The 20,102-nt window shown below is 66.3% G+C and carries 16 protein-coding genes and 1 riboswitch; of the genes, 10 read left to right on the top strand and 6 right to left on the bottom strand.

All coding sequences use genetic code 11. The features are described 5' to 3' along the window. The first annotated feature begins 14 nt into the window (after nucleotides 1-14). From J5M86_RS07955 to J5M86_RS07930, 6 genes are all read left to right on the top strand, one after another. Nucleotides 15-470 carry an FHA domain-containing protein gene (locus J5M86_RS07955; RefSeq protein WP_188061129.1) on the top strand — a complete coding sequence of 152 codons (456 nt, stop codon included), beginning with the start codon at nucleotides 15-17 and terminating at the stop codon, nucleotides 468-470. After that, nucleotides 467-1,144: a MerR family transcriptional regulator gene (locus tag J5M86_RS07950; protein ID WP_188061130.1), complete on the top strand. Its 678-nt coding sequence runs from the start codon at nucleotides 467-469 to the stop codon at nucleotides 1,142-1,144. Before J5M86_RS07955 ends, J5M86_RS07950 begins: the two co-directional genes overlap by 4 nt. Nucleotides 1,145-1,232: 88 nt before the next feature. Next, the gene (locus tag J5M86_RS07945) at nucleotides 1,233-1,730 is read left to right on the top strand and encodes a bifunctional nuclease family protein (protein WP_188061131.1); all 498 of its coding nucleotides are present in this window, start codon (nucleotides 1,233-1,235) and stop codon (nucleotides 1,728-1,730) included. Between the two features lie 156 nt (nucleotides 1,731-1,886). Then, a complete protein-coding gene (locus J5M86_RS07940; RefSeq protein WP_188061132.1) occupies nucleotides 1,887-2,468 on the top strand; it encodes a MerR family transcriptional regulator in 582 nt (193 codons plus the stop codon). A gap of 118 nt (nucleotides 2,469-2,586) precedes the next feature. After that, nucleotides 2,587-2,683: riboswitch (glycine riboswitch) on the top strand. Between the two features lie 67 nt (nucleotides 2,684-2,750). Then, complete coding sequence (gcvP, locus tag J5M86_RS07935; protein WP_188061133.1) at nucleotides 2,751-5,621, top strand: aminomethyl-transferring glycine dehydrogenase; 2,871 nt, start codon at nucleotides 2,751-2,753, stop codon at nucleotides 5,619-5,621. A gap of 265 nt (nucleotides 5,622-5,886) precedes the next feature. Then, on the top strand, nucleotides 5,887-6,702 hold the full coding sequence (locus J5M86_RS07930; RefSeq protein ID WP_188061134.1) for a hypothetical protein: 816 nt from the start codon (nucleotides 5,887-5,889) through the stop codon (nucleotides 6,700-6,702). A gap of 29 nt (nucleotides 6,703-6,731) precedes the next feature. On the opposite strand, the gene J5M86_RS07925 is transcribed toward J5M86_RS07930, so the two are convergent. From J5M86_RS07925 to J5M86_RS07915, 3 genes are read right to left on the bottom strand one after another with little or no spacing between them, the layout of a single operon-like run. Then, a complete protein-coding gene (locus J5M86_RS07925) occupies nucleotides 6,732-7,946 on the bottom strand; it encodes a pyridoxal phosphate-dependent aminotransferase (protein WP_188061135.1) in 1,215 nt (404 codons plus the stop codon). A 59-nt stretch (nucleotides 7,947-8,005) separates the two neighbouring features. Next, a complete protein-coding gene (locus tag J5M86_RS07920) occupies nucleotides 8,006-11,041 on the bottom strand; it encodes an AAA family ATPase (protein WP_188061136.1) in 3,036 nt (1,011 codons plus the stop codon). Then, on the bottom strand, nucleotides 11,038-12,195 hold the full coding sequence (locus tag J5M86_RS07915) for an exonuclease SbcCD subunit D (RefSeq protein WP_188061137.1): 1,158 nt from the start codon (nucleotides 12,193-12,195) through the stop codon (nucleotides 11,038-11,040). The genes J5M86_RS07920 and J5M86_RS07915 overlap by 4 nt, the downstream gene beginning before the upstream one ends. Before the next feature lie 159 nt (nucleotides 12,196-12,354). Here J5M86_RS07915 and J5M86_RS07910 point away from each other — a divergent pair, with 159 nt between their 5' ends. Continuing rightward, the gene (locus J5M86_RS07910; protein ID WP_188061138.1) at nucleotides 12,355-13,839 is read left to right on the top strand and encodes a glutamate--cysteine ligase; all 1,485 of its coding nucleotides are present in this window, start codon (nucleotides 12,355-12,357) and stop codon (nucleotides 13,837-13,839) included. A gap of 16 nt (nucleotides 13,840-13,855) precedes the next feature. Here the strand turns inward: J5M86_RS07910 and J5M86_RS07905 are convergent, their stop codons facing one another. After that, the gene (locus tag J5M86_RS07905) at nucleotides 13,856-14,467 is read right to left on the bottom strand and encodes a histidine phosphatase family protein (RefSeq protein ID WP_188061139.1); all 612 of its coding nucleotides are present in this window, start codon (nucleotides 14,465-14,467) and stop codon (nucleotides 13,856-13,858) included. A 31-nt stretch (nucleotides 14,468-14,498) separates the two neighbouring features. Between J5M86_RS07905 and J5M86_RS07900 the strand changes: the two genes are divergently transcribed. Further along, the gene (locus J5M86_RS07900) at nucleotides 14,499-14,927 is read left to right on the top strand and encodes an OsmC family protein (protein WP_188061140.1); all 429 of its coding nucleotides are present in this window, start codon (nucleotides 14,499-14,501) and stop codon (nucleotides 14,925-14,927) included. 40 nt (nucleotides 14,928-14,967) lie between these two features. Continuing rightward, a complete protein-coding gene (locus tag J5M86_RS07895; protein ID WP_188061141.1) occupies nucleotides 14,968-15,588 on the top strand; it encodes an L-threonylcarbamoyladenylate synthase in 621 nt (206 codons plus the stop codon). On the opposite strand, the gene J5M86_RS07890 is transcribed toward J5M86_RS07895, so the two are convergent. Beyond that, on the bottom strand, nucleotides 15,537-17,039 hold the full coding sequence (locus J5M86_RS07890; RefSeq protein ID WP_208964996.1) for an amidase: 1,503 nt from the start codon (nucleotides 17,037-17,039) through the stop codon (nucleotides 15,537-15,539). The genes J5M86_RS07895 and J5M86_RS07890 overlap by 52 nt on opposite strands. Nucleotides 17,040-17,118: 79 nt before the next feature. On the opposite strand from J5M86_RS07890, the gene J5M86_RS07885 reads away from it, so the two are divergent. Further along, nucleotides 17,119-18,099 carry a quinone oxidoreductase gene (locus J5M86_RS07885; protein WP_188061142.1) on the top strand — a complete coding sequence of 327 codons (981 nt, stop codon included), beginning with the start codon at nucleotides 17,119-17,121 and terminating at the stop codon, nucleotides 18,097-18,099. A gap of 7 nt (nucleotides 18,100-18,106) precedes the next feature. Here J5M86_RS07885 and J5M86_RS07880 read toward each other — a convergent pair whose 3' ends face one another. Then, nucleotides 18,107-20,062, bottom strand: a complete 1,956-nt coding sequence (locus tag J5M86_RS07880) for an acyltransferase family protein (RefSeq protein ID WP_188061143.1) — start codon at nucleotides 20,060-20,062, stop codon at nucleotides 18,107-18,109. Between the last annotated feature and the right edge of the window lie 40 nt (nucleotides 20,063-20,102).

Here is a 20,102-nt window from a genome sequence, read left to right as displayed (position 1 = left end):
CATAGGCTCTCCGGATGAATGATCAGCGCAACCCCTACGCAGGCCAGCCCGCGGGCGACGCCACGGCTCGTTTCACCGTGGGCTCCGACGCCCTGGTACCGGCCGAATTCGCCGGGGAGCTGGGTCTGTCGCAGTCCGACCAGGCAATGGTCGACGCACTGCGGCCCGGCACCGCGCTGCTCATCGCCCTGCGGGGGCCGAACACAGGAGCACGCTTCCTGCTGGACGACGAAGAGATCGGCAGCGGCCGTCACGTCGACAGTGACATCTTCCTGGACGACGTGACGGTCTCTCGCCGGCACGCAGTGTTCCGCCGCGGACCCGAGGGCTACTCCGTGGTCGACGTCGGGTCGTTGAACGGCACCTATGTCAATGGCCAGATCACCGATGCCGCGCAGTTGCGCAACGGTGACGAGGTGCACATCGGAAAGTTCCGATTCGTCTACTACGGCGCCCCCGTCGGTTCGTGACCGATCAGCAGCCGACCCTTGCGATCGGCGCCGTACTCGGACGGCTGACCGAGGAATTCCCCGACCTCACCCTGTCGAAGGTGCGTTTCCTGGACGCTCAGGGCGTGGTGAGTCCGCAGCGCGCCGAGAGTGGCTACCGCAGATACACCGAGCGTGACGTCGAACGTCTCCGCTTCGTGTTGCGCTGCCAGCGCGACCGCTTCTGGCCGCTGAAGGTCATCCGAGAGGCTCTCGACGCATTCGACCGCGGCCTCGAACCAGCCGCCGACCAGCGTCCGGCTGTTCCTTCGGTGCCGATCGACCCCGACGCCCCGACCGTCGCCGATCTGGCTGAGGTCGACGGTGGGCGACTTCGTCTGTCGGCCACCGAACTGGCGACCGCAGCGCAGCTCGACGCGCAGGCGGTGCGCGACATCGTCGACTTCGGTCTGGTCAAGCCCGACAGCGACGGCTACTTCGATGCGGGGGCGCTGCAGATCGCCCGGTCGGCCGGGGCCCTGATGGCCCACGGTGTTGGTGCCCGCCATCTGCGCCCGTTCCGGCTGGCGGCCGATCGTGAGTTGGGTCTGATCCAACAACTCAGCTACGGCCCCACCGAATCCGATCGCACCGAACTCATGCGGGAGTGTCTCGCGCTGCACCTCGCACTCGTCCGCGCCGGTCTGCAGGGGTAGCGTTGAGCCCAGTGCGGCAGCCGATGTTCCACATCGGTGCCGTGCGTCGGCCACAAGGTTCTGCAATTCCGGAAGGCGAGGCGGCAACGTGAAGCAGGTTGAGGTCTTGGGCGTCCGGGTGGAGATGCCGACGAACAAGCCGATCGTGATTCTGCGGGAGACGGCCAGTGGGCGTTGTGTGCCCATTTGGATCGGAGCGCCCGAGGCCGCAGCGATCGCCCATGTGTTGGAAGGTGTCGAGCCGCCGCGTCCGCTCACCCATGACCTCATGCTGATCCTGGTCGACACCCTGGGCGCGCGCCTGTCGCACGTCGACATCGTCTCGATGGACGAAGGTGTCTTTTATGCCGAGCTCGTACTCGCCGACGGACGCCGGATCGACGCCCGCAGCTCCGACGCCATCGCACTGGCACTGCGTGCGGGCACTGCGGTGTACGTCGACGACACGATTCTCGACGAAGTCGGCGTGGTGATGGAGATGGAACAGGAGGACGAGGTGGAGAAGTTCCGAGAGTTCCTCGACCAGGTCTCCGCCGAGGACTTCGAGACGGCCGAAACCGACGAAAAACCGGACGATCGAGACTGAAATTCTTAACCGTCAACTAGACATTGAAGTTTGGATTCGTGTCCAAACCGGCCGTGACACGCCGGTTGTCGTCGTTGACCCCCACCGGTAAGGGCCGTACCTTTCTTGGCAGGCGCGCGAGTGCGCGCCACGGACGTACGAAGGAAAGAGGTAGCCATGGCCCGCGCTGATGTGCAGCCCGCCGGCTCCCAGGCTCCGGCTCCGCTGGAGGCCCCGCTCGATGCTGCCTCGCAGCAGGTCGACGCCGGCGAACTGGGTTACCGCGGTCCCGCCGCCTGCCGTGCCGCTGGCGTCACCTACCGCCAGCTCGACTATTGGGCCCGCACCGGTCTGGTCGAGCCGTCCGTGCGCAACCCCTCTGGCTCGGGCAACCACCGTCTCTACAGCTTCCGCGACATCCTCGTACTGAAGGTGGTCAAGCGGCTGCTCGACACCGGAGTCTCACTGCAGCAGATCCGCATCGCCGTCGCTGCTTTGCGTGACCACGGCGTCGACGACCTCGCCACGATCACCTTGATGTCCGACGGCGCCAGCGTCTACGAATGCACCTCCGACGATCAGGTCATCGACCTCATCCGCGGCGGTCAGGGTGTCTTCGGCATCGCGCTCGGCACCGTCTGGCGCGAGGTCGAATTCACGCTGTCGGAGCTTCCCTCCGAGCGCCCCGACGCCGACACCCCGGCCGAGCACCCCGGCGACGAACTCCGTTCACGCCGCGAGCGCCGTAAGGCAGTCTGAGCGGCACCGACTTCTCGCGCTCGAACCCTCCGCCTTCCCAGGCGGAGGGTTCTTTGCGTGGGCACCTCACGCCAGGGGAGTGATGCAGATCGCTCGATGCTAAATTTGGCGCAGCTCACGACACCGGGCGGGAGAGTCCTCCGCCCACAACGGTGGTGGCGCCGAAGGGGCAATTCTCCCCAGAACCTCTCAGGCCACCGGACCGCCCGGATGAGGCAGCTCTGAAGGCGCACGCCGACAGATGGGGAGGCGCCCGCATCGCACCCTCGTCGAAGGAAGAGCATGACGTCCCAGAACACCCCCGATTTCGTCAGCCGTCACATCGGCCCGGCCCAGGACGAGGTCGACACGATGCTCAAGACAATCGGTTATTCCAGTGTGTCCGAACTCATCGACCGCGCCATCCCCGGCACGATCCGGATGTCGGACGCTCTCGATGTCGTGGTCGCCCCCAGCGAAGCGGCCGTGCTGGCTGAGCTGCGCGACAAGGCCGGTCGTAACCAGGTGCTGACCTCGATGATCGGTCTGGGCTACTACGGCACCCACACGCCGGGTGTCATCAAGCGCAACATCCTCGAGAATCCCGCCTGGTACACCGCTTACACGCCCTACCAGCCCGAGATCTCACAGGGGCGGCTCGAGGCCCTGCTCAACTTCCAGACGGTGGTCGCCGACCTCACCGGTCTGCAGACCTCCTCAGCGAGCCTGCTGGACGAGGGCACGGCGGTCGCCGAGGCGATGTCGTTGATGCACCGTTCCACCCGTGCCAAGGACGACTCGGTGCTGTTGGTCGACGCGCAGGTGTTGCCGCAGTCGATCGCGGTCACCCAGACACGCGCCGACGCCGTCGGCATCGAACTCGTGGTCGCCGATCTGCGTTCGATCTCCACCGCCGATGAACTGCGTGCCGCTGCTGGTGAACGTCCGGTCTTCGGTGTCGTGGTGCAGTACCCGAACGCCAACGGCGAGATCGTCGACTGGAGTGCCCTGGCATCCGCAACCCACGAGGCGGGTGGCCTCGTGACCGCCGCAGCAGACCTGCTTGCGCTCACCCTGCTGAAGTCGCCGGGGGAGTGGGGCGCCGACATCGCCGTCGGCACCAGCCAGCGCTTCGGTGTTCCGATGGGCTTCGGCGGCCCGCACGCGGGATACATGTGTGTGCGCGAGGGCCTCGAGCGCAACCTCCCGGGCCGGCTCGTCGGTGTCTCGGTCGACGCCGATGGCGCACCCGCGTTCCGCCTGGCTCTGCAGACGCGTGAGCAGCACATCCGGCGGGAAAAGGCCACCAGCAACATCTGCACCGCTCAGGTGCTCCTGGCGGTGATGGCCTCGATGTACGCCGTCTACCACGGACCCGCCGGCCTGCGCCGCATCGCCTCCGAGGTGCACGGCAAGGCAGTCGGCCTGGCAGCAGTGCTCCGTGCAGGTGGAGCCGACCTCGTCGCTGACAGCTTCTTCGACACCCTCACCGTTTCCGTCGAGGGACGCGCCGACTCCGTCGTCGAGGCGGCCCTTGATCGGGGTATCAACATCTGGCGGGTCGACGCAGACCACGTGAGCGTGAGCGTCGACGAGACCACGACAGACGAAGAACTCGCCGGTGTCGCGGCAGCCTTCGGTGTCAACGCGCCCGTACCGGCTGATGGTGAGCCGACCTTTGCTGCGTCCCTGGTCCGCGAGTCCGAGTACCTGGGTCATCCGGTGTTCAACTCCCACCACAGCGAGACGCAGATGCTGCGTTACCTGCGCTCGTTGTCCGATCGCGACTACGCCCTCGACCGCGGAATGATTCCGCTCGGCTCGTGCACGATGAAGCTCAACGCCACCACCGAGATGGAGTCGGTGACTTGGCCGGAGTTCGCCAACCTGCACCCGTTCGCGCCCGCGGAGCAGACCGTCGGCATTCGTGAACTGGTCGGCGAACTCGAGCAATGGCTGTGTGCGATCACCGGTTACGACGCGGTCTCGCTGCAGCCGAACGCCGGATCGCAGGGAGAGTTCGCCGGCCTGCTGGCGATCCACGCCTACCACGAGTCGAACGGCGACAGCCACCGCAATGTCTGCCTGATCCCGGCATCGGCCCACGGCACCAACGCTGCCTCGGCCGCGATGGCCGGCCTGAAGGTCGTGGTGGTCAAGACCGCTCCGACCGGTGAGATCGACATGGACGACCTGAAGCTGAAGCTCAAGCAACACGGCGAGAACCTCGCCGCGATCATGGTCACCTATCCCTCGACGCACGGTGTGTACGAGGACACCATCACGGAGTTGTGCGACCTCGTGCACGAAGCCGGCGGCCAGGTGTATGTCGATGGTGCCAACCTCAACGCCCTGGTCGGCATGGCGCAGCCGGGCAAGTTCGGTGGCGACGTGTCGCACCTGAACCTGCACAAGACGTTCTGCATCCCGCACGGTGGCGGTGGCCCCGGTGTCGGTCCGGTGGGTGTGCGCGCGCACCTCGCGCCGTTCCTGCCGAACCACCCGCTGTCGGCACACGCCGGCCCGGAGACCGGAGTCGGTCCGATCTCGGCCGCGCCCTTCGGTTCGGCCTCGATCCTGCCGATCTCCTGGGCCTATGTGCGGCTCATGGGCGGCGAGGGCCTCACCGAAGCCACCGAGGCAGCTGTGGTCAACGCCAACTACATCGCCAAGCGTCTGGACGAGCACTTCCCGGTGCTCTACACCGGCGAAGGCGGCCTCGTTGCGCACGAGTGCATCCTCGACCTGCGCGGTTTGACGAAGGACTCCGGCGTCACGGTTGACGACGTGGCCAAGCGCCTCATCGACTTCGGCTTCCACGCACCCACGATGTCCTTCCCCGTTGCGGGCACGCTCATGGTGGAGCCGACCGAGTCAGAGTCGCTGGAGGAGATCGACCGCTTCTGCGACGCCATGATCGCGATTCGTGCCGAGATCCAGGAAGTCATCGACGGCAAGGTGCCGGCGCAGGACAGCGTCCTGCGGCACGCACCGCACACCGCCCGCAGTCTGGTCGGCGACTGGGACCACCCGTACTCACGTGAGGACGCGGTCTACCCGGCAGGCCTCGACCCGTTGCGTAAGTACTGGGCGCCGGTGCGCCGGGTCGACGGTGCGTACGGCGACCGCAACCTGATCTGCTCGTGCCCGTCGCCGGAGGCGTACGAGGACTGATCGGCGCCACGTCCGGAGCACTCATTCAGCCACTGATCCCGTTTCGGGATCGGTGGCTGAATCGATGACCAATAGAGTCTCAAGAAATTCACTCACCCTTAAGGGTGCTATTTGGGGCAAACCCTTACGAAGAAACTCGTTGTGTCAGGTACAGGTTAGTTGCAACCACATGAATTATCCGCAATTTCCCAATTCATGCGATGAAACTGCATATATGTGAGTGGACATGGTGGTTGACTTCACCTGTACCTACCCAGGGAGAGCGATGACCACCATCAAAGCGCCGATCAACACCGATCCTGACCAGCTGCGACGAGGGGTCACCCGGCGCAACCTCACGCGAGGGGTTGCGTGGGCGGCACCGACCATCGCGTTCGGAGCTCATGTCGCGGCGCACGCGGCTTCGGGGTATCAGGTGTGGTTTAAGCCGCTGGGTGTCGCCTGCAAGACGCCGGGTGCCTCCTGCGAGAAGCCGACCGGCATCACCAAGGGCTACGTGGTGCGGGTGCAGGTGTGCCACAACATCCCGTACGACACCGAGATCACTATTCGTGACGCCACGGTCAGCCTGGGCGGCGGGCCGTTCAGCTTGTGGCAGGTCAAGGCGGTGCAGGGGTCGGTCAACTGCACTGGCACCACGATTGGCACAATCAGCGATCCTGAAGGTGAGGTAGCGGACGTCGTGCTCAAGATGCCTGCTGCGACCGCGACGGCAGATGCCTGCTGTGTGATCGACTTCGGCATCGAGGGTGAGCCGAACAGTTCCAATGTTTCGATCGCCGGCACGGCTCCGTACAGTTGGTACATACCGTCGCAAGGTATTTCCAGTCCCACGCCCGACCCGTTGCTCGGGTTAACCGCTTCGGCCACGCCACCGTGCAAGGATTGCAAGATCGTCGACGTGCAGCCTATCCCTTCGACCAGCACCGCCCCCGCGCCATCAGCGAAGTCGTCGAGCTCGATCACCCAGGCCCCGACGTCGACGGCTGTGCCGACATCGACTGCGAGCCCGGCTCCCACGAGCACTCAGGCGTCGGTATCGACGACCGGCTCCGGTGAGTCTGCGTCGTCGAACGGCTGAGACTGAGTGCGCTGAGGGCTGACCAGCCCTCAGCGCATCGCGGCGAGGAAGTCGTCGATGCGGCCGATCGCCTCGGTGAGTGTCTCGACGTCCGGGAGGGTGACGAGCCGGAAGTGATCGGGTTCGAACCAGTTGAAGCCGGTGCCGTGGGTGACCAGGATCTTCTTGGCGCGCAGCAGGTCGATGACGAACTGCTGATCGTCCTTGATCGGGTAGACCGCGGGGTCGAGCTTGGGAAAGCAGTACAAAGCTCCCCGTGGTTCAACACAACTCACGCCCGGAATGTCGTTCAGCAATGTTGCGGCGAGTTTGGACTGCTCGTAATACCGGCCGCCCGGGGCGCACAGGTCGTCCACTGACTGGTAGCCGCCGAGGGCAGTCTGGATTGCGTGTTGTGCCGGAACATTTGCGCACATGCGCATATTTGCCAGCAACGTGAGCCCCTCGAGGAAATCGGTGGCGAGGTGTTTCGGGCCGGTGACGAATACCCACCCGGCGCGGTAACCGCACACCCGGTAGGCCTTCGACAAGCCGCTGAAGGTCAGGCAGAGCACATCGTCGCCGGCGTAAGTGGCGGCGTGGTGGTGCTCGGCTCCATCGAAGATGATCTTCTCGTAGATCTCGTCAGCCATCACCACCAAATCGTGGCGACGAGCGATGTCGATCAAGCCCTTGACCGTGTCGGCGGAGTAGACGGCGCCGGTGGGGTTGTTGGGGTTGATGATCACCAGCGCGTGAGTGTTCTCGGTGATCTTCGACTCGATGTCGGCAAGGTCGGGATTCCAGCCGTTCTCCTCGTCGCACCGGTAGTGCACCGGCACCCCGCCACACAGGGTCACCGCGCCGGTCCAGAGGGGATAGTCGGGCGCGGGCACGAGGATCTCGTTGCCGTCGTCGATGAAGGTCTGCAAGACCATAGAGATGAGCTCGGAAACGCCATTGCCGATGTAGACGTCGTCGACGACCGCTTCGCGGAAGCCTCTCGATTGGTAGTACTGCGCCACGGCGGTGCGCGCACTGTAGATGCCGCGCGAATCGCTGTAGCCCTGGGAGTCAGGCAGCGCCTGCACGATGTCGGCGACGATCGCCTCCGGTGCTTCGAAGCCGAATGGTGCGGTGTTGCCGATGTTGAGCTTCAGGATGCGGTGACCCTCAGCCTCCAGTCGCTGGGCCTCGACGAGGATGGGGCCGCGCACGTCGTAACGGACGCCTTGAAGTTTGCGGGACTGACGAATCGTGCGCATGGCGCAAGTGTTCCACGTGATGTTTGTCTCGTCGTACGGCCGCGCCGGGATGGCGCGGCTCAGGCGGCGACATGTACCCTCACCGACGATCCCTGCTCGGTCTTGCGCACCTGGATCTGTGCAGGCACCCGGATGCGCAGCTCTCCGACATGGCTCACGATGCCGACCGTGCGGCCGCCCGAGCGCAGTTCGTCGAGCACGTGCATGACCAGTTCGAGGGATTCGTCGTCGAGCGTGCCGAAGCCCTCGTCGACCAGGAGGGTCTGCAGCGGACGTCCGCCGGTGTCGTGCAGCACGGCTTGACCGAGGCCGAGCGCCAGGGCCAGCGACACCATGAAGGTCTCGCCGCCGGAGAGCGTCGCGGTGTCGCGGCTGGTGCCCGTCCAGGAGTCGCGCACCTGCAGGCTCAGGCCGCTGCGGGCCCCGCCACGCGCCAGGGCGTCGGTGTGGGCCAGTTGGTAACGCCCGGCCGACATCACGCTCAGCTGGTGGTTGGCCAGCGCCGTCACTTCTTCGAGGCGCGCCGCCAGCACGTAGGCCGACAGTCGCATGCGCAACGAGTTGTCGCCGCTACCCGCCGCCAGGTCGGCCATTCGCTGCAGCGCGGGGAGGCGGTCGCGGTCGTGGGCGGACGCCTGCAACAAAGTGGTCACTTCGGCGTCGAGTCGTCGCAGGCTGTGGGCTGCTCGCCGGACGTCGTCCAGCGCGGTGCGGGCCCGACGCCCAGCAGTCATCGCCTCTCGGCGACGCGCCTCGCTGCTCGGCAGATCGATCGGCTCGAGGGCATCCGCCGCTGCGACATCGGATTGGGCCAGGACGCCGCGGGCCCGCTCGACGGCGGCTTCGGCCTGCGCCAACTGGCTGCGCATCTGTTGAGCCTGTGCGGCCGGGATGACCGCTGCGAGCGCGTCGTCCAGGCAGTCAAAACCTTCATCTTCGACCTGACGGTTCAACGACGTGGTGGCCTCGTCCAACTCGCTGATCAGGACGGCGACCGCAGCACGACGGCGGTCTAGCTCGGCCAGGCGATCACCAAGGGCGGCGTGGCGGCTGATGGCTTGCTCGACGCCGTGGTCGCTGGCGCTGCACACGCACCGCTCCAGGTGGGTCTGCCAGGCGCGCTGCCGGGTGTCGTCGGCTTCGGCGATCTGTCGGTCGAGCGCGGCGAGGGCAGCACGCTTTTCGGTGAGCGACTCCTCGGCACCTTTCAGGCGGCTCCGCAGCGCATCACCCTCGGGTTCGATGGTCGCGCGTTCGGTGCGGGCAGCTCTGGTTGTGGTTCGCGCCTGCTGCAGCGCGCGCACCGCAGCCTCAACTTCGAGTCGAAGTGCAGGGCTGCTCGCTTGGTCGAGGGTGCTGCCGCCCAATTGCTCCCACTGCGTGCTGATCTGTTCGGCACGTTTCTGCGCCGCGATCACATTTGCCTGTGCAGCGGCGAAACGGGCGGAGGCGTCGTCCAGTTGGGTGCGGGAAGTGGCCGCGGCTTGTTCGGCGGCGTCGACGGCTTCCTGGGTGACGCGTTCGGCAAGGGTGGCTGGTTGTGGGTGCTCGCATGATCCGCACACCGGGCACGGTGAGTCGTCGTCGAGGCCAGCAGCCAGCTCGGCGGCCATGCCCGCCAGACGCTGTGTCCGCAGGCGCAGCACCGTGCTCTCAGCGGCGGTGAACCTCGTGCGTGCGTCCGACTGCTGGGTGGCTGTTTCGTCCCGCACGGATTCGGCGCCGATGCGGTCACGTTCGGCCGTTCGCCATTCGTCCAGCAGCTCACGTTGGCGTTCGCAGTGCGCAGACTCATCGATGACCTGCTGCGCCGCCGCGATGGTGTCGTCGAGCATCGTCAGCCGGATGTCGAGGTCGACCATCTGGTGGGCGAGCGCGTCGCGGTGAGGTTGTGCGGCAGCGACGTCACGATCGCACCCGGGACGCCGGGTGCTGCTCCTGCGATGTTCGCGCATCGCTTCGCCAGCCAGCTGCAATGACTCGCGACCACGAGCAAGCGCCCGCGTCAGCTCGTCGGTGTCGACATCTTCGCCGTGGTCGGCCAGCAAGCCGGTTTCGAGTGCGGTGAGTTCGCTGCGGCGGGCCTCAAGCCGGGTGGCCGCGCGGGTCGCCGACCGGTGCAAGGGCACGACCCGCAGGGCGCGGTCGTGCTGGTCGAGGGCGGAACGGGTCGCGTCGGCCTCGTCCTGTTGTTCGGACCACGCCTTGATCACCGAACGCGCTTCGCCGGCCTGACGTTGCAACTGCGCCACCACCACAGCGTGGTCGTGGGCGGTCTGCGCTGCTTCGGCGGCGGCGGCCGAGGCGTCGGCGAGTGCCATCGCCTCGGTCAGTTGCTGCTGGACAACGGTTTCGGTCGCCGCGATCTGCGCAGGCAGCGCGGTGACCTCTGCTGCGCGCCAGCGCTCGATCACCGCCGCGTGATCGACCAACGACTCCTCGACGCGCACGACGGCGGTCTGGATGGCCTGGTCATTGGCGGCGACCGCGGCAACGCATTCGCGGCGCTCCTGGGCGAGCCACGCCTCGAGATCGCTGAAGCGGGAGATGTCGAAGAGTCTTTGCAGCAGTGCCGCACGGTCGTCGGCCTTCGCGCGCAGGAAGGCGGCGAATTCACCCTGAGGTAGCAGCACCACCTGGGTGAACTGGTGCAGGCCCATGCCGAGGAGGTCGTCGAGCAGATCGGCGGTCTCGTCAGCGCGGTTGCTCAGTGCGTGCCAGGCGCCTGCGAGGCGTTCCTCGATCAGCACCGAGGGCTGCCTGCGGGTGGTGCCAGAGCCGCGCTTCTTGGCTGCAAGATGGGCAGGAGTGCGGGTGATGCGCAGGCGTCGCCCGGCAAGGGTGAACTCCAGGCGCACCATCGGCTTGGTGCCGGCCTCGGCGTGGTCGCTGACCAGACGTTCGGCCTGGCCGGTGCGCCCGCCGGGCACGGAGGCGAAGAGGGCGAAACAGATGGCGTCGAGCACACTCGTCTTTCCGCTGCCGGTCGGGCCGTGCATGAGGAACAGCCCGCTGGCTCCCAGGGTGTCGAAGTCGATCTGCTCGTCGCCGCCGAAGGGTCCGAAAGCCCGCAACTGCAGATGGTGCAGCTTCACGCCACGCCCTGCCGCGAGGTGTCGGCCCCGGCTTCGTCGTCAGCGCTCAGCCGGGCGAGGCGCACCGCAGCCAGGCCGTCCTCGACGAGCGTCAGCTCCGCGTCGTCCATCGGTGTGGAACGCACATGCTCAACGAAGCCGCAGCATACGTCCAGATCGGCACGAGCCCGTAGGCGGTGCGCGTAGCTGGTCGTCTGGCCGGGCGACGCGTTCTGTGCAAAACGCAGCGCGAGCGTGTGCGGGAATCGGCTGCGGATGCGGTCCATCGCCGAAACCGGTTGTAAGGCGTCGGTGAGCGTGACTTCGCACCACGCATCGGTGGCCCACTCGTGCTGGGGGTCGTCGAGCAGTGCTTCCAATTCGCCCTGCAGTCGGGCGAGCGGCCGTGCCACCGGCGTAGGAATGTCGTCTTGCGTGCCGGCTTCGAGGTCGACCAGCACGGACGACTTCTGTTGGCCGGCCTCGCTGAAGGAGAAGGCCATCGGCGAACCGCTGTAGCGAACGTGCGGCCGTAGCTGCTGCGGCCGGTGCAGATGGCCGAGCGCGACGTAGTCGATGCCGTCGAAGACATCGACCGGGATGACGCCCAGGCCTCCCACCGAGACATCACGCTCGGAGTCGCTGGTGGTGGCACCGGCCACGAAAGCATGGGCCATCACCACGACACGATCACCGGGCGAGGCCGCGTGCACCTTCTCCATGGCAGCTCGCATGACGGCGGCGTGGGTGCGCTTGGTGGCGCCCAGGGCATCAGCGACGACCGCCGGCTCCAGATAGGGGATGGCGTGGATCGCGGTGTCGCCGACGAGCACCGGCTGCCCGATCTGACTGACATCGGTGACGATGTGCAGGCCTACCTGCGACAGGAGGCGCGAGCCGAAGCCGAGACGTCGGGCCGAATCATGGTTGCCGCTGGAGATGACTACCTGAGCGCCGGTGTCGAGCAGTTGCACCAGCGCGTGGTCGAGCGCACTGACGGTGTCGGGAGCGGGCAACGCGCGGTCGTACACGTCGCCGGCCACCAGCACGACGTCGACGGAATGCTCATGGACTACCTGCACCAAGTGGTCGAGATAGGTGCGCTGCGCATCAAGCAGCCCGACGCCATGGAACGAACGTCCCAGGTGCCAGTCGGAGGTGTGGAGCAAGCGCATGCTGCGAGGCTAGGTGCCGCCACCGACAAGGTTCGGCAGCAACACGGATCCGGCTACCGGACCGACTGGGAAAATGTGCGGTATCCCATTGGCGAACAGGGCCACATCGACGGCGTCCTGCAGTTACGTTGTGCGCAGTTCTCATCACAAGGAGTGGCCATGGGTTCCGACATCGCAGGCACTGCGTACACCCGCGAGGAGAGGCAGCGCTACCGCGAGAAGGTGCGACAGGATCTCGACGTATTCGAACGCATGCTGCACACACGGGGTTTCGAGTTCGAGCGGCAGCTGACCGGCATGGAGATCGAGATGAACCTCGTCGACGCCGACATGCAGCCCACCATGAACAACGCCGCGGTGCTGGAGAGCATCCACGACAGCGACTATCAGACCGAGCTCGGGCAGTACAACATCGAGCTCAACGTCAGCCCCAGGCCGATGCCCGGCGACGAGGCGTTGAAGCTGGAGAAGGACCTCCGAGCCAGCCTCAACCGCGCTGACGACCTCGCGCAGCAGGCCGGGGCCCGGATCGTCACCGTGGGCATCCTGCCGACGATCATGCCCGAGCACTTCCACACCGAGTGGATGAGCGCCAACACCCGGTACGCCGCGCTGAACGAAGCCATCTTCAACGCACGTGGCGAAGACCTCTTCATCGACATCGAGGGCCCGACCGGCGAACGTCTGGCCACCTTCGCCGACACGATCGCACCCGAATCTGCTTGCACCTCAGTGCAATTGCACCTGCAGGTGCAGCCGCTGCAGTTCGCCGCCTACTGGAATGCGGCGCAGGCGCTGTCGTCGCTGCAGTTGGCCCTGGGCGCCAACTCGCCCTACTTCTTCGGCAAGCAGTTGTGGCACGAGACCCGCATCCCGCTGTTCAAGCAGGCCACCGACACCCGCAGCGTGGAGCTGAAGAACCAGGGTGTGCGGCCGCGCGTGTGGTTCGGCGAACGCTGGATCACCTCGATCTTCGACCTGTTCGAGGAGAATGTCCGCTACTTCCCGGCCTTGTTGCCCGAGTGCAGCGACGAAGACCCGGTGGCGGTCTTCGAGGCCGGTGACGCTCCGGCGCTGTCCGAACTGCGCCTGCACAACGGCACCGTCTACCGCTGGAACCGGCCGATCTACGACATCGTCGACGGCAAGCCGCACCTGCGCGTGGAGAACCGCGTCCTGCCGGCGGGCCCGACGATCGTCGACACCATTGCCAACTCCGCCTTCTACTACGGCGTCGTGCGGATGCTGGCCGAGGACGAGCGTCCGGTGTGGACCCGGATGAGTTTCTCGGCGGCCGATGAAAACTTCACCCAGTGCGCTCGTCGCAGTCTGGACGCCAAGGTCTACTGGCCCGGTTTCGGCGAGGTGGCCTCCGACGAGCTCATCCTGCGGCACCTCCTACCGCTGGCCCACGAGGGTCTGGCGAAGTGGGGTGTGGCGCAGAGCGTCCGCGATCGTTTCCTCGGGGTGGTCGAAGACCGCTGCCGAGCGGGAGTCAATGGGGCGACCTGGCAGATCGCGTGCGTCAATGCGTTGGAAGCCAAGGGAATGACACGCGCCGATGCCTTGGTGGGCATGATGGAGCGCTACCTGGTGGGTATGAACGACAACGCGCCTGTGCACACCTGGGAGTTGCCGAGCTGATCGGGTCAGCGTCGTATCAGTCGGCGTAGGTCTGCCTGTTCCACACCTGGATCGCGGGTTGACCGTGGTGGAAACCCAGCATCGACACCGCGCCGGGGGCGAGCAACAGGCGCATCCCGAAGCGCGGGCTCATCTGCAGGAACACCGACGTCAGGATGCGCAGGGAGTGACCGTGCGCGACGAGTGCGACGTTGCCTTCATCCAGCATCGGGGTGACCTCGGCGAGCACGTGCGACACCCGCGCTGCGACGTCCCACACCGACTCGCCAGGCGTCTTGCCGGGCACGGTGCCGTCCTTGAAGATCTCCCAGGTGGGATCGCCGGTGAGCTCGCGGATCTGCGGCGTGGTCAGGCCCTCGTAGCCGCCGTAGTCCCACTCACGTAGTTCCGGCGCGATCCGGACGTCCGTGAGCCCGGCGAGCTCAGCGGTGTGCCGGGCGCGCAGCATCGGGGAGCTGTACGCCGCAACGAAATTCATCTCCTGCAGCAGGTCACCCGCACGCCGCGCACATGCCTCACCTTCAGGTAGGAGGGGGAGATCGGTGGTGCCGGTGTGCTGCCCGGAGCGTGACCATTCGGTCTCGCCGTGCCGGATCAGAACGATGGAGTTTTCCACGGGCAGGCTCATGCCGGGCAACGCTAGTGGCAGGCTTGATGCCATGACCAACCCTGAGGCGATGCGTTCCATTTCCCTTCGACGCACCGAGGCCGGTTCGTTCCGTGCGGTGAACGCCCGAGGCGGCGAACTCGACTTCGGCAGCGGCGGTGACCAACGATTCACTCCGGTGGAGCTGCTGCTCACCGCCATTGCCGGCTGTTCGGCGATCGATGTCGACATCATCACCTCGCGCCGCTGCGAACCGTCTTCCTTCGAAGTGACCGCATCGGGGGAGAAGCTGCGTGACGAGCAGCACAACCACATGGGTCCGATCACCGTGAGATTCGAAGTGACCTTTCCCGAGGGCGAAGCCGGCGACGCCGCGCGGGCCGTGCTGCCGGACGCCGTCGAACTCTCCCACGATCGCCTCTGCACGGTCAGCCGCACGGTCCAGCTCGGCGCCGACGTCACGATGGACATCGCCGACTGACCGTGGCCACCCACGTGGACCAGGGCCTAGATTTGAGTGCATGGCCCGATACATCGATGTCCACCCGGTCGACCCGCAGCCCCGTCGCATCGCGCAGGCGGTCGACATCCTGCGCGACGGCGGGCTGATCGCCTACCCGACCGATTCCTGTTTCGCGCTCGGCGCGATGCTGGGCAACGCCGATGCCAAGGACCGCATCATTCGCATCCGGCAGTTGGACGACAAGCACCACTTCACCTTGATGTGTCACGACTTCGCCCAGTTGGGGCAGTTCGTCATCATCGACAACAAGGTGTTCCGTGCCCTGAAGGCCGCGACGCCAGGGAGCTACACCTTCATCCTGCCGGCCACCACTGAAGTGCCGCGGCGCTTCATGCACGCCAAGAAGAAGACGGTCGGCGTCCGCATTCCGACCCACCCGGTGGTGCACTCACTGCTGAGCACCTTGGGGGAGCCGCTGCTCACCAGCACCTTGTTGCTGCCGGGCGAGGAGGAGCCGATGGTCGACGGTTGGTCGATCAAGGAGCGTCTCGACCACGAGGTGGACGCGGTGATCGACTCGGGCGAGTGCGGCGTGGAGCCGACGACGGTCGTCGACTTCTCCTCCGGCTATCCGGAGGTCGTGCGGGTAGGAGCGGGAGATCCGACACCCTTCGAATGAGCGTTCGCGTGCGGCTGGTCGCGCAGTGAGGCGAACGGCCGGGCCTGCTCAATCTCGTACGCGATCTGCAGCAGCAGACGCTCCTGACCGCGACGTGCCGAGAGCATCACCCCGATGGGAAGTCCGTTGTGTGACAACGTCATCGGCACGGAGATGGACGGCGCGCCCGCGGCATTGTGCAGCGGGGTGAAACCGGCGAAGGCACTCACCCGGTCGAGATGCACGCGCCAGTCCATGTCGGCCGCGAGATAGCCGATCTTCGGCGGTTCGTGGGTGAGCACCGGGGTGAGCACGACGTCGACATCGCCGAAGTTGCGTTCGTACTGACGGGCGGTCGCTGCCATGCGGGCGAGGTAGATCGGTGCGCGGTGCAGCCGACGGCGCGCACGACGGGCGAGACCGATGGTCATCGGGTCGAACTTCGTGCGATCGAAACCCTCACCGAACAGCCGTTTGCCGTCGCTGTACGACCCGAGCGCCATCATCGAGTAGTAGTCGATGAAGTCGTCCTTGAAGTGCGGCGACACCGTGGGGGTGTAGTCGTCCAGGTGGTGTCTGAGACCACCGAGCAACTCGGCCGCAGTGTTCACGGCTTCCCGGGTGTCGGCATCGGACGGTGGTGCGAAGGGTGAGTCGACCAGCACCCCGATCCGCAGCCGGTCTTCGCCCGGGCCGGTGACCTGACCGATCGGTTCGAGCTTGGCCGGGCGCCAATGCTGTTCGAAGGCGGCGAAGGCAGCCGCGGTGTCTCGGACGCTGCGGGTCAGCACTGAGTTGCTGACGATGTCAACCGGCATGGAGGCAGTGCACAGGTCGGGTCGCACCCGCCCGCGGGACGGTTTCAGGCCCACCAGTCCGCACGCCGATGCCGGGATGCGCACCGAGCCGCCACCGTCGTTGCCGTGTGCGATCGGGACGACGCCTGTCGCCACGGCGACCGCGGAGCCACCGGAAGACCCACCGGACGAGTGAGCAGGGTTCCATGGGTTGCGGGTGACATCGCCGGCGACCCGCTCGGTGGTGGCCGTCCATCCCATGGGGGGCATCTGGGAGGTGCCGATCGGGATGACTCCGGTGGAGAGGTACTGCGTCGTGAACGCGCCGTCACGATCACGTGGCGCCGACGGCAGTGCGTTCGTCCCGTGTGTCATCGGCGCACCCGCGACCCACACGTTGTCCTTGAACAAGGTCGGCAACCCCGCGAACACCCCTGAAGCGGCATCAGATCGGGCGCGCTCACGGGCTCGGTCGAAGTCGGTGTGCGCGACGATGTTGAGCTGATCCTGCACTCGCTTCAGACGCGAAATGGCGGCATCAATGAGTTCAGCCGGGCTCACCTCACCGGTGCGCACCTGCTCGCCCACCTCCGTGGCATCGCCCGATCCGAGCGCGTCATCGCCGAACGCGTGCCGTGGCAGATGATCGATGTGCAGACTTGAACGGTCGTCCATGACCGTAGTATGCGCCTCGCCGAGCGCCGGCGGAAGCCTTCGGGCCCTCTGCGGCCCGGCGTCCTCCTAGGCTTGCTCCATGACACGCGCATTGAGAGTGACCGAACACGGCGACGGCAGCGTCCTGGCAGTGCAGGACGTCGAGGTGGCTGCACCGGCGGCAGACCAAGTGCAGGTGAAGGTGGCCGCGATCGGGGTCAACTTCATCGACGTCTACAAGCGCCAGGGCGTTTACCCCGGTCAGACACCGTTCGTCCTGGGTGAGGAGGCCGCGGGAGAGGTCGTCGCCGTCGGAGCAGACGTCACCGACCTGGCGGTGGGCGATCGCGTCGCCTGGGGCCAATCCGCAGGCAGCGCAGCCGAATTGGTCAATGTGCCCGCACGCGTCGTCGTCCCGGTGCCAGACGGGCTCGGCCTCGACATCGCGGCGGCCGCGATGCTGCAGGGCATGACCGCCCACTACCTCGTGGAGTCGACCTTCCCCGTGCAGAAGGGACAGGTCGCTCTCGTGCATGCCGCGGCCGGCGGCGTCGGTCAACTGTTGGTGCAGATGATCACCGCCAAGGGCGCGGACGTGGTCGCCACTGCCGGCGGCGAGGCGAAGCTACAGATCGCCCGCGACCTCGGCGCTACGCACACGATCGACTACCGCGAGGTGACCGGTGAGGCCCTCAGCGACGAAGTGCGCCGATTGGCCAGGCGCAGGGTGGACGTCGTCTACGACGGCGTGGGCAAGGCGACCTTCGACGCTTCCCTCGCCAGCCTTCGACCGCGCGGGATGATGGTGCTCTTCGGCGGCGCGAGCGGTCAGGTGCCTCCCTTCGACCTGCAGCGCCTCAATACCGGCGGCTCACTTTTCGTCACCCGCCCGACGCTCGGTAGCTACCTGCTCGACCGCGACGAACTGCTGTGGCGCGCGAGCGATGTGCTGGGCGGTCTCGCCGAAGGCAAACTGCACCTCGAGATCGGTGGACGCTTCGCGCTGGAGCGCGCAGCCGAGGCCTACCAGGCCCTGGAGGGCCGGGAGACGACCGGCAAGCTGCTGCTCACCATCGACTGAGCGACAGCTAGTTCGAGCCCACCACGCACTCGGCAGGGGAGTCGCCTTCCTTGGGGAAGGCGATCGCAAACGCACGAGCGATGCGTCGGGCGCGCTCCTGGTAACCGGGGGTGGTGAAGTGGATGCCGTCCTTGATGTACCAAGGGTCCTGCACCTCCGAAGCCCAGTCGTAGATGCGCATGTTGGGGTACTTCGCACATCCGGCCTTGAGGGTGTTGTTCCACTCGATCTGGTGCTTGTTGGCGTACGGCCCGACCGTCTTCAAGGTCTTGACCGTCAGCCACATCACCGGCTGGTCCTTGAGCTTGTCCATCAGCAGCGCCACGCGCTTGTCGTAGGGCCACGTGCCACCGACCACCTGGTTGGCAGAGTCGTTGGTGCCCATCGCAATGATCCAGCAGCCGTTGTAGCCCTGAGCCAGGTGCTTGTCGACGACCGCTTCGGCGTTCGGTGAGCCGCCGACGGTCTCGACGATCGACCGCGCACCCGAGATCTCCGGGATGAAGGTGGTGACGCCGAACTTCTTCAGCTGGGCATCCTCCCGATCGGACGCCACGGGCAGGTAATCAGGTGACATGAGGCCGACGGACGTGGAGTCGCCCAGGTGGATCGTCTTCTCGCACTTGGTGGCCACCGGCCCCTGGCGGACGGTCGGGGTCGGTGTGCCCGATGGGTCTGCAGTGTTTGATCCGGCCAGCGGATTGGGGGCAACAGCCTGTTGGGTCTTGGAGCTGTCGGCGGGGGTCGGCACGTACGTCGGAGCGAGGAGCGCTACCGCGGCGACCGGGACGAACAGTGCCGCACCGGTGCTCGCGGTGAGCCAGGCGACCCGTCGACCGGACTGTGCCCGGCGACCGCGCAGACCGAGGGCGACCAGGAAGCCGTGACGCCGGATCGGGTCTTCCACCAGGCTCCAGCTGAGGGCTGCGAGCACAACGGTGAAGGCCACCTGCACCCCGGAACGGATCCACAGGTTGTCGGCGAAGAAAGTTTCGGGCGTGAAGACGGCGACCGGCATGTGCCACAGGTAGATGCCGTACGAGCGCTCGCCGATCCACCGCATCGGCGACAGACCGAAGATGATGGCGGTGACCGATCCGACCGAGCACGCGGCGTACATGACCGCGACGGTGGCGACCGAGAGCACCAACAGACCCCACGAGTACAGCGACAGGGAGTTCTGCTTGGTGGTCATCGACAACCACAGGATCGCCGCGACGCCGGCGAAACCGATGACGTCGGTGCGCATCAGGTGCAGCCGGCTGCGTTCCTTGGTGGCCGAGACGTGTGGCTGCCACATCAACGCGAAGGCCGCGCCGAGCAGTAGGCCGCCCGCGCGGGTGTCAGTGCCTTCGTACGCCCGGGTGTTGTCGCCACCGGCCACGGCCAGGGCGTTGAGCAGGAAGAATGACGCGCCGGCCAGTGCAGCGGTGACCGCGGCGGTGCGGCGCAGCTTCGCGCCGGTGACGATGAGCAGGAGGGCGAGCAACAACGGCCACACGATGTAGAACTGTTCCTCGATGGCCAGCGACCACAGGTGACCGAACGGCCCCGGACCGTTGGTGGCATCGAAGTAGGAGTCGCCGGAGAAGATCGTGTGCCAGTTGGCGACGTAGAACAACGCGGCGATCGCCTGGGTGAACCGTCGACCGAAGTTCTCCATGTCGAGTACGGCCACCCCGATGAGGCCGACGATCAGCAGCAGGATCACGGCCGGCAACAGACGTCGAGCGCGACGCACCCAGAACATCTTCAGGCCGAGGCCTTTGCCCTTGCCCCATGAGTTGATCAGGATGCTGGTGATCAGGAAGCCGGAGAGCGTGAAGAAGACGCCCACACCGAGCAGTCCGCCGGAGAACCGTTCGAAGCCCAGGTGGTAGAGGATGACGAGCGTCACCGCGAGTGTGCGGATGCCATCGAGACCCGGGAAATAGGCAGCATTTCGTTCGACCGGACGTGGCACAGCGTTTGACCCCCAACAACAGCTGATGTGATTCGACCAG

It is taken from the genome of Yimella sp. cx-51, assembly GCF_017654605.1.
In the GTDB taxonomy this organism is placed as follows: Bacteria; Actinomycetota; Actinomycetes; order Actinomycetales; family Dermatophilaceae; genus Yimella.
The sequence above is the reverse complement of the archived record's forward strand: the minus strand, read 5'-3'. Positions and strand labels throughout refer to the sequence as shown.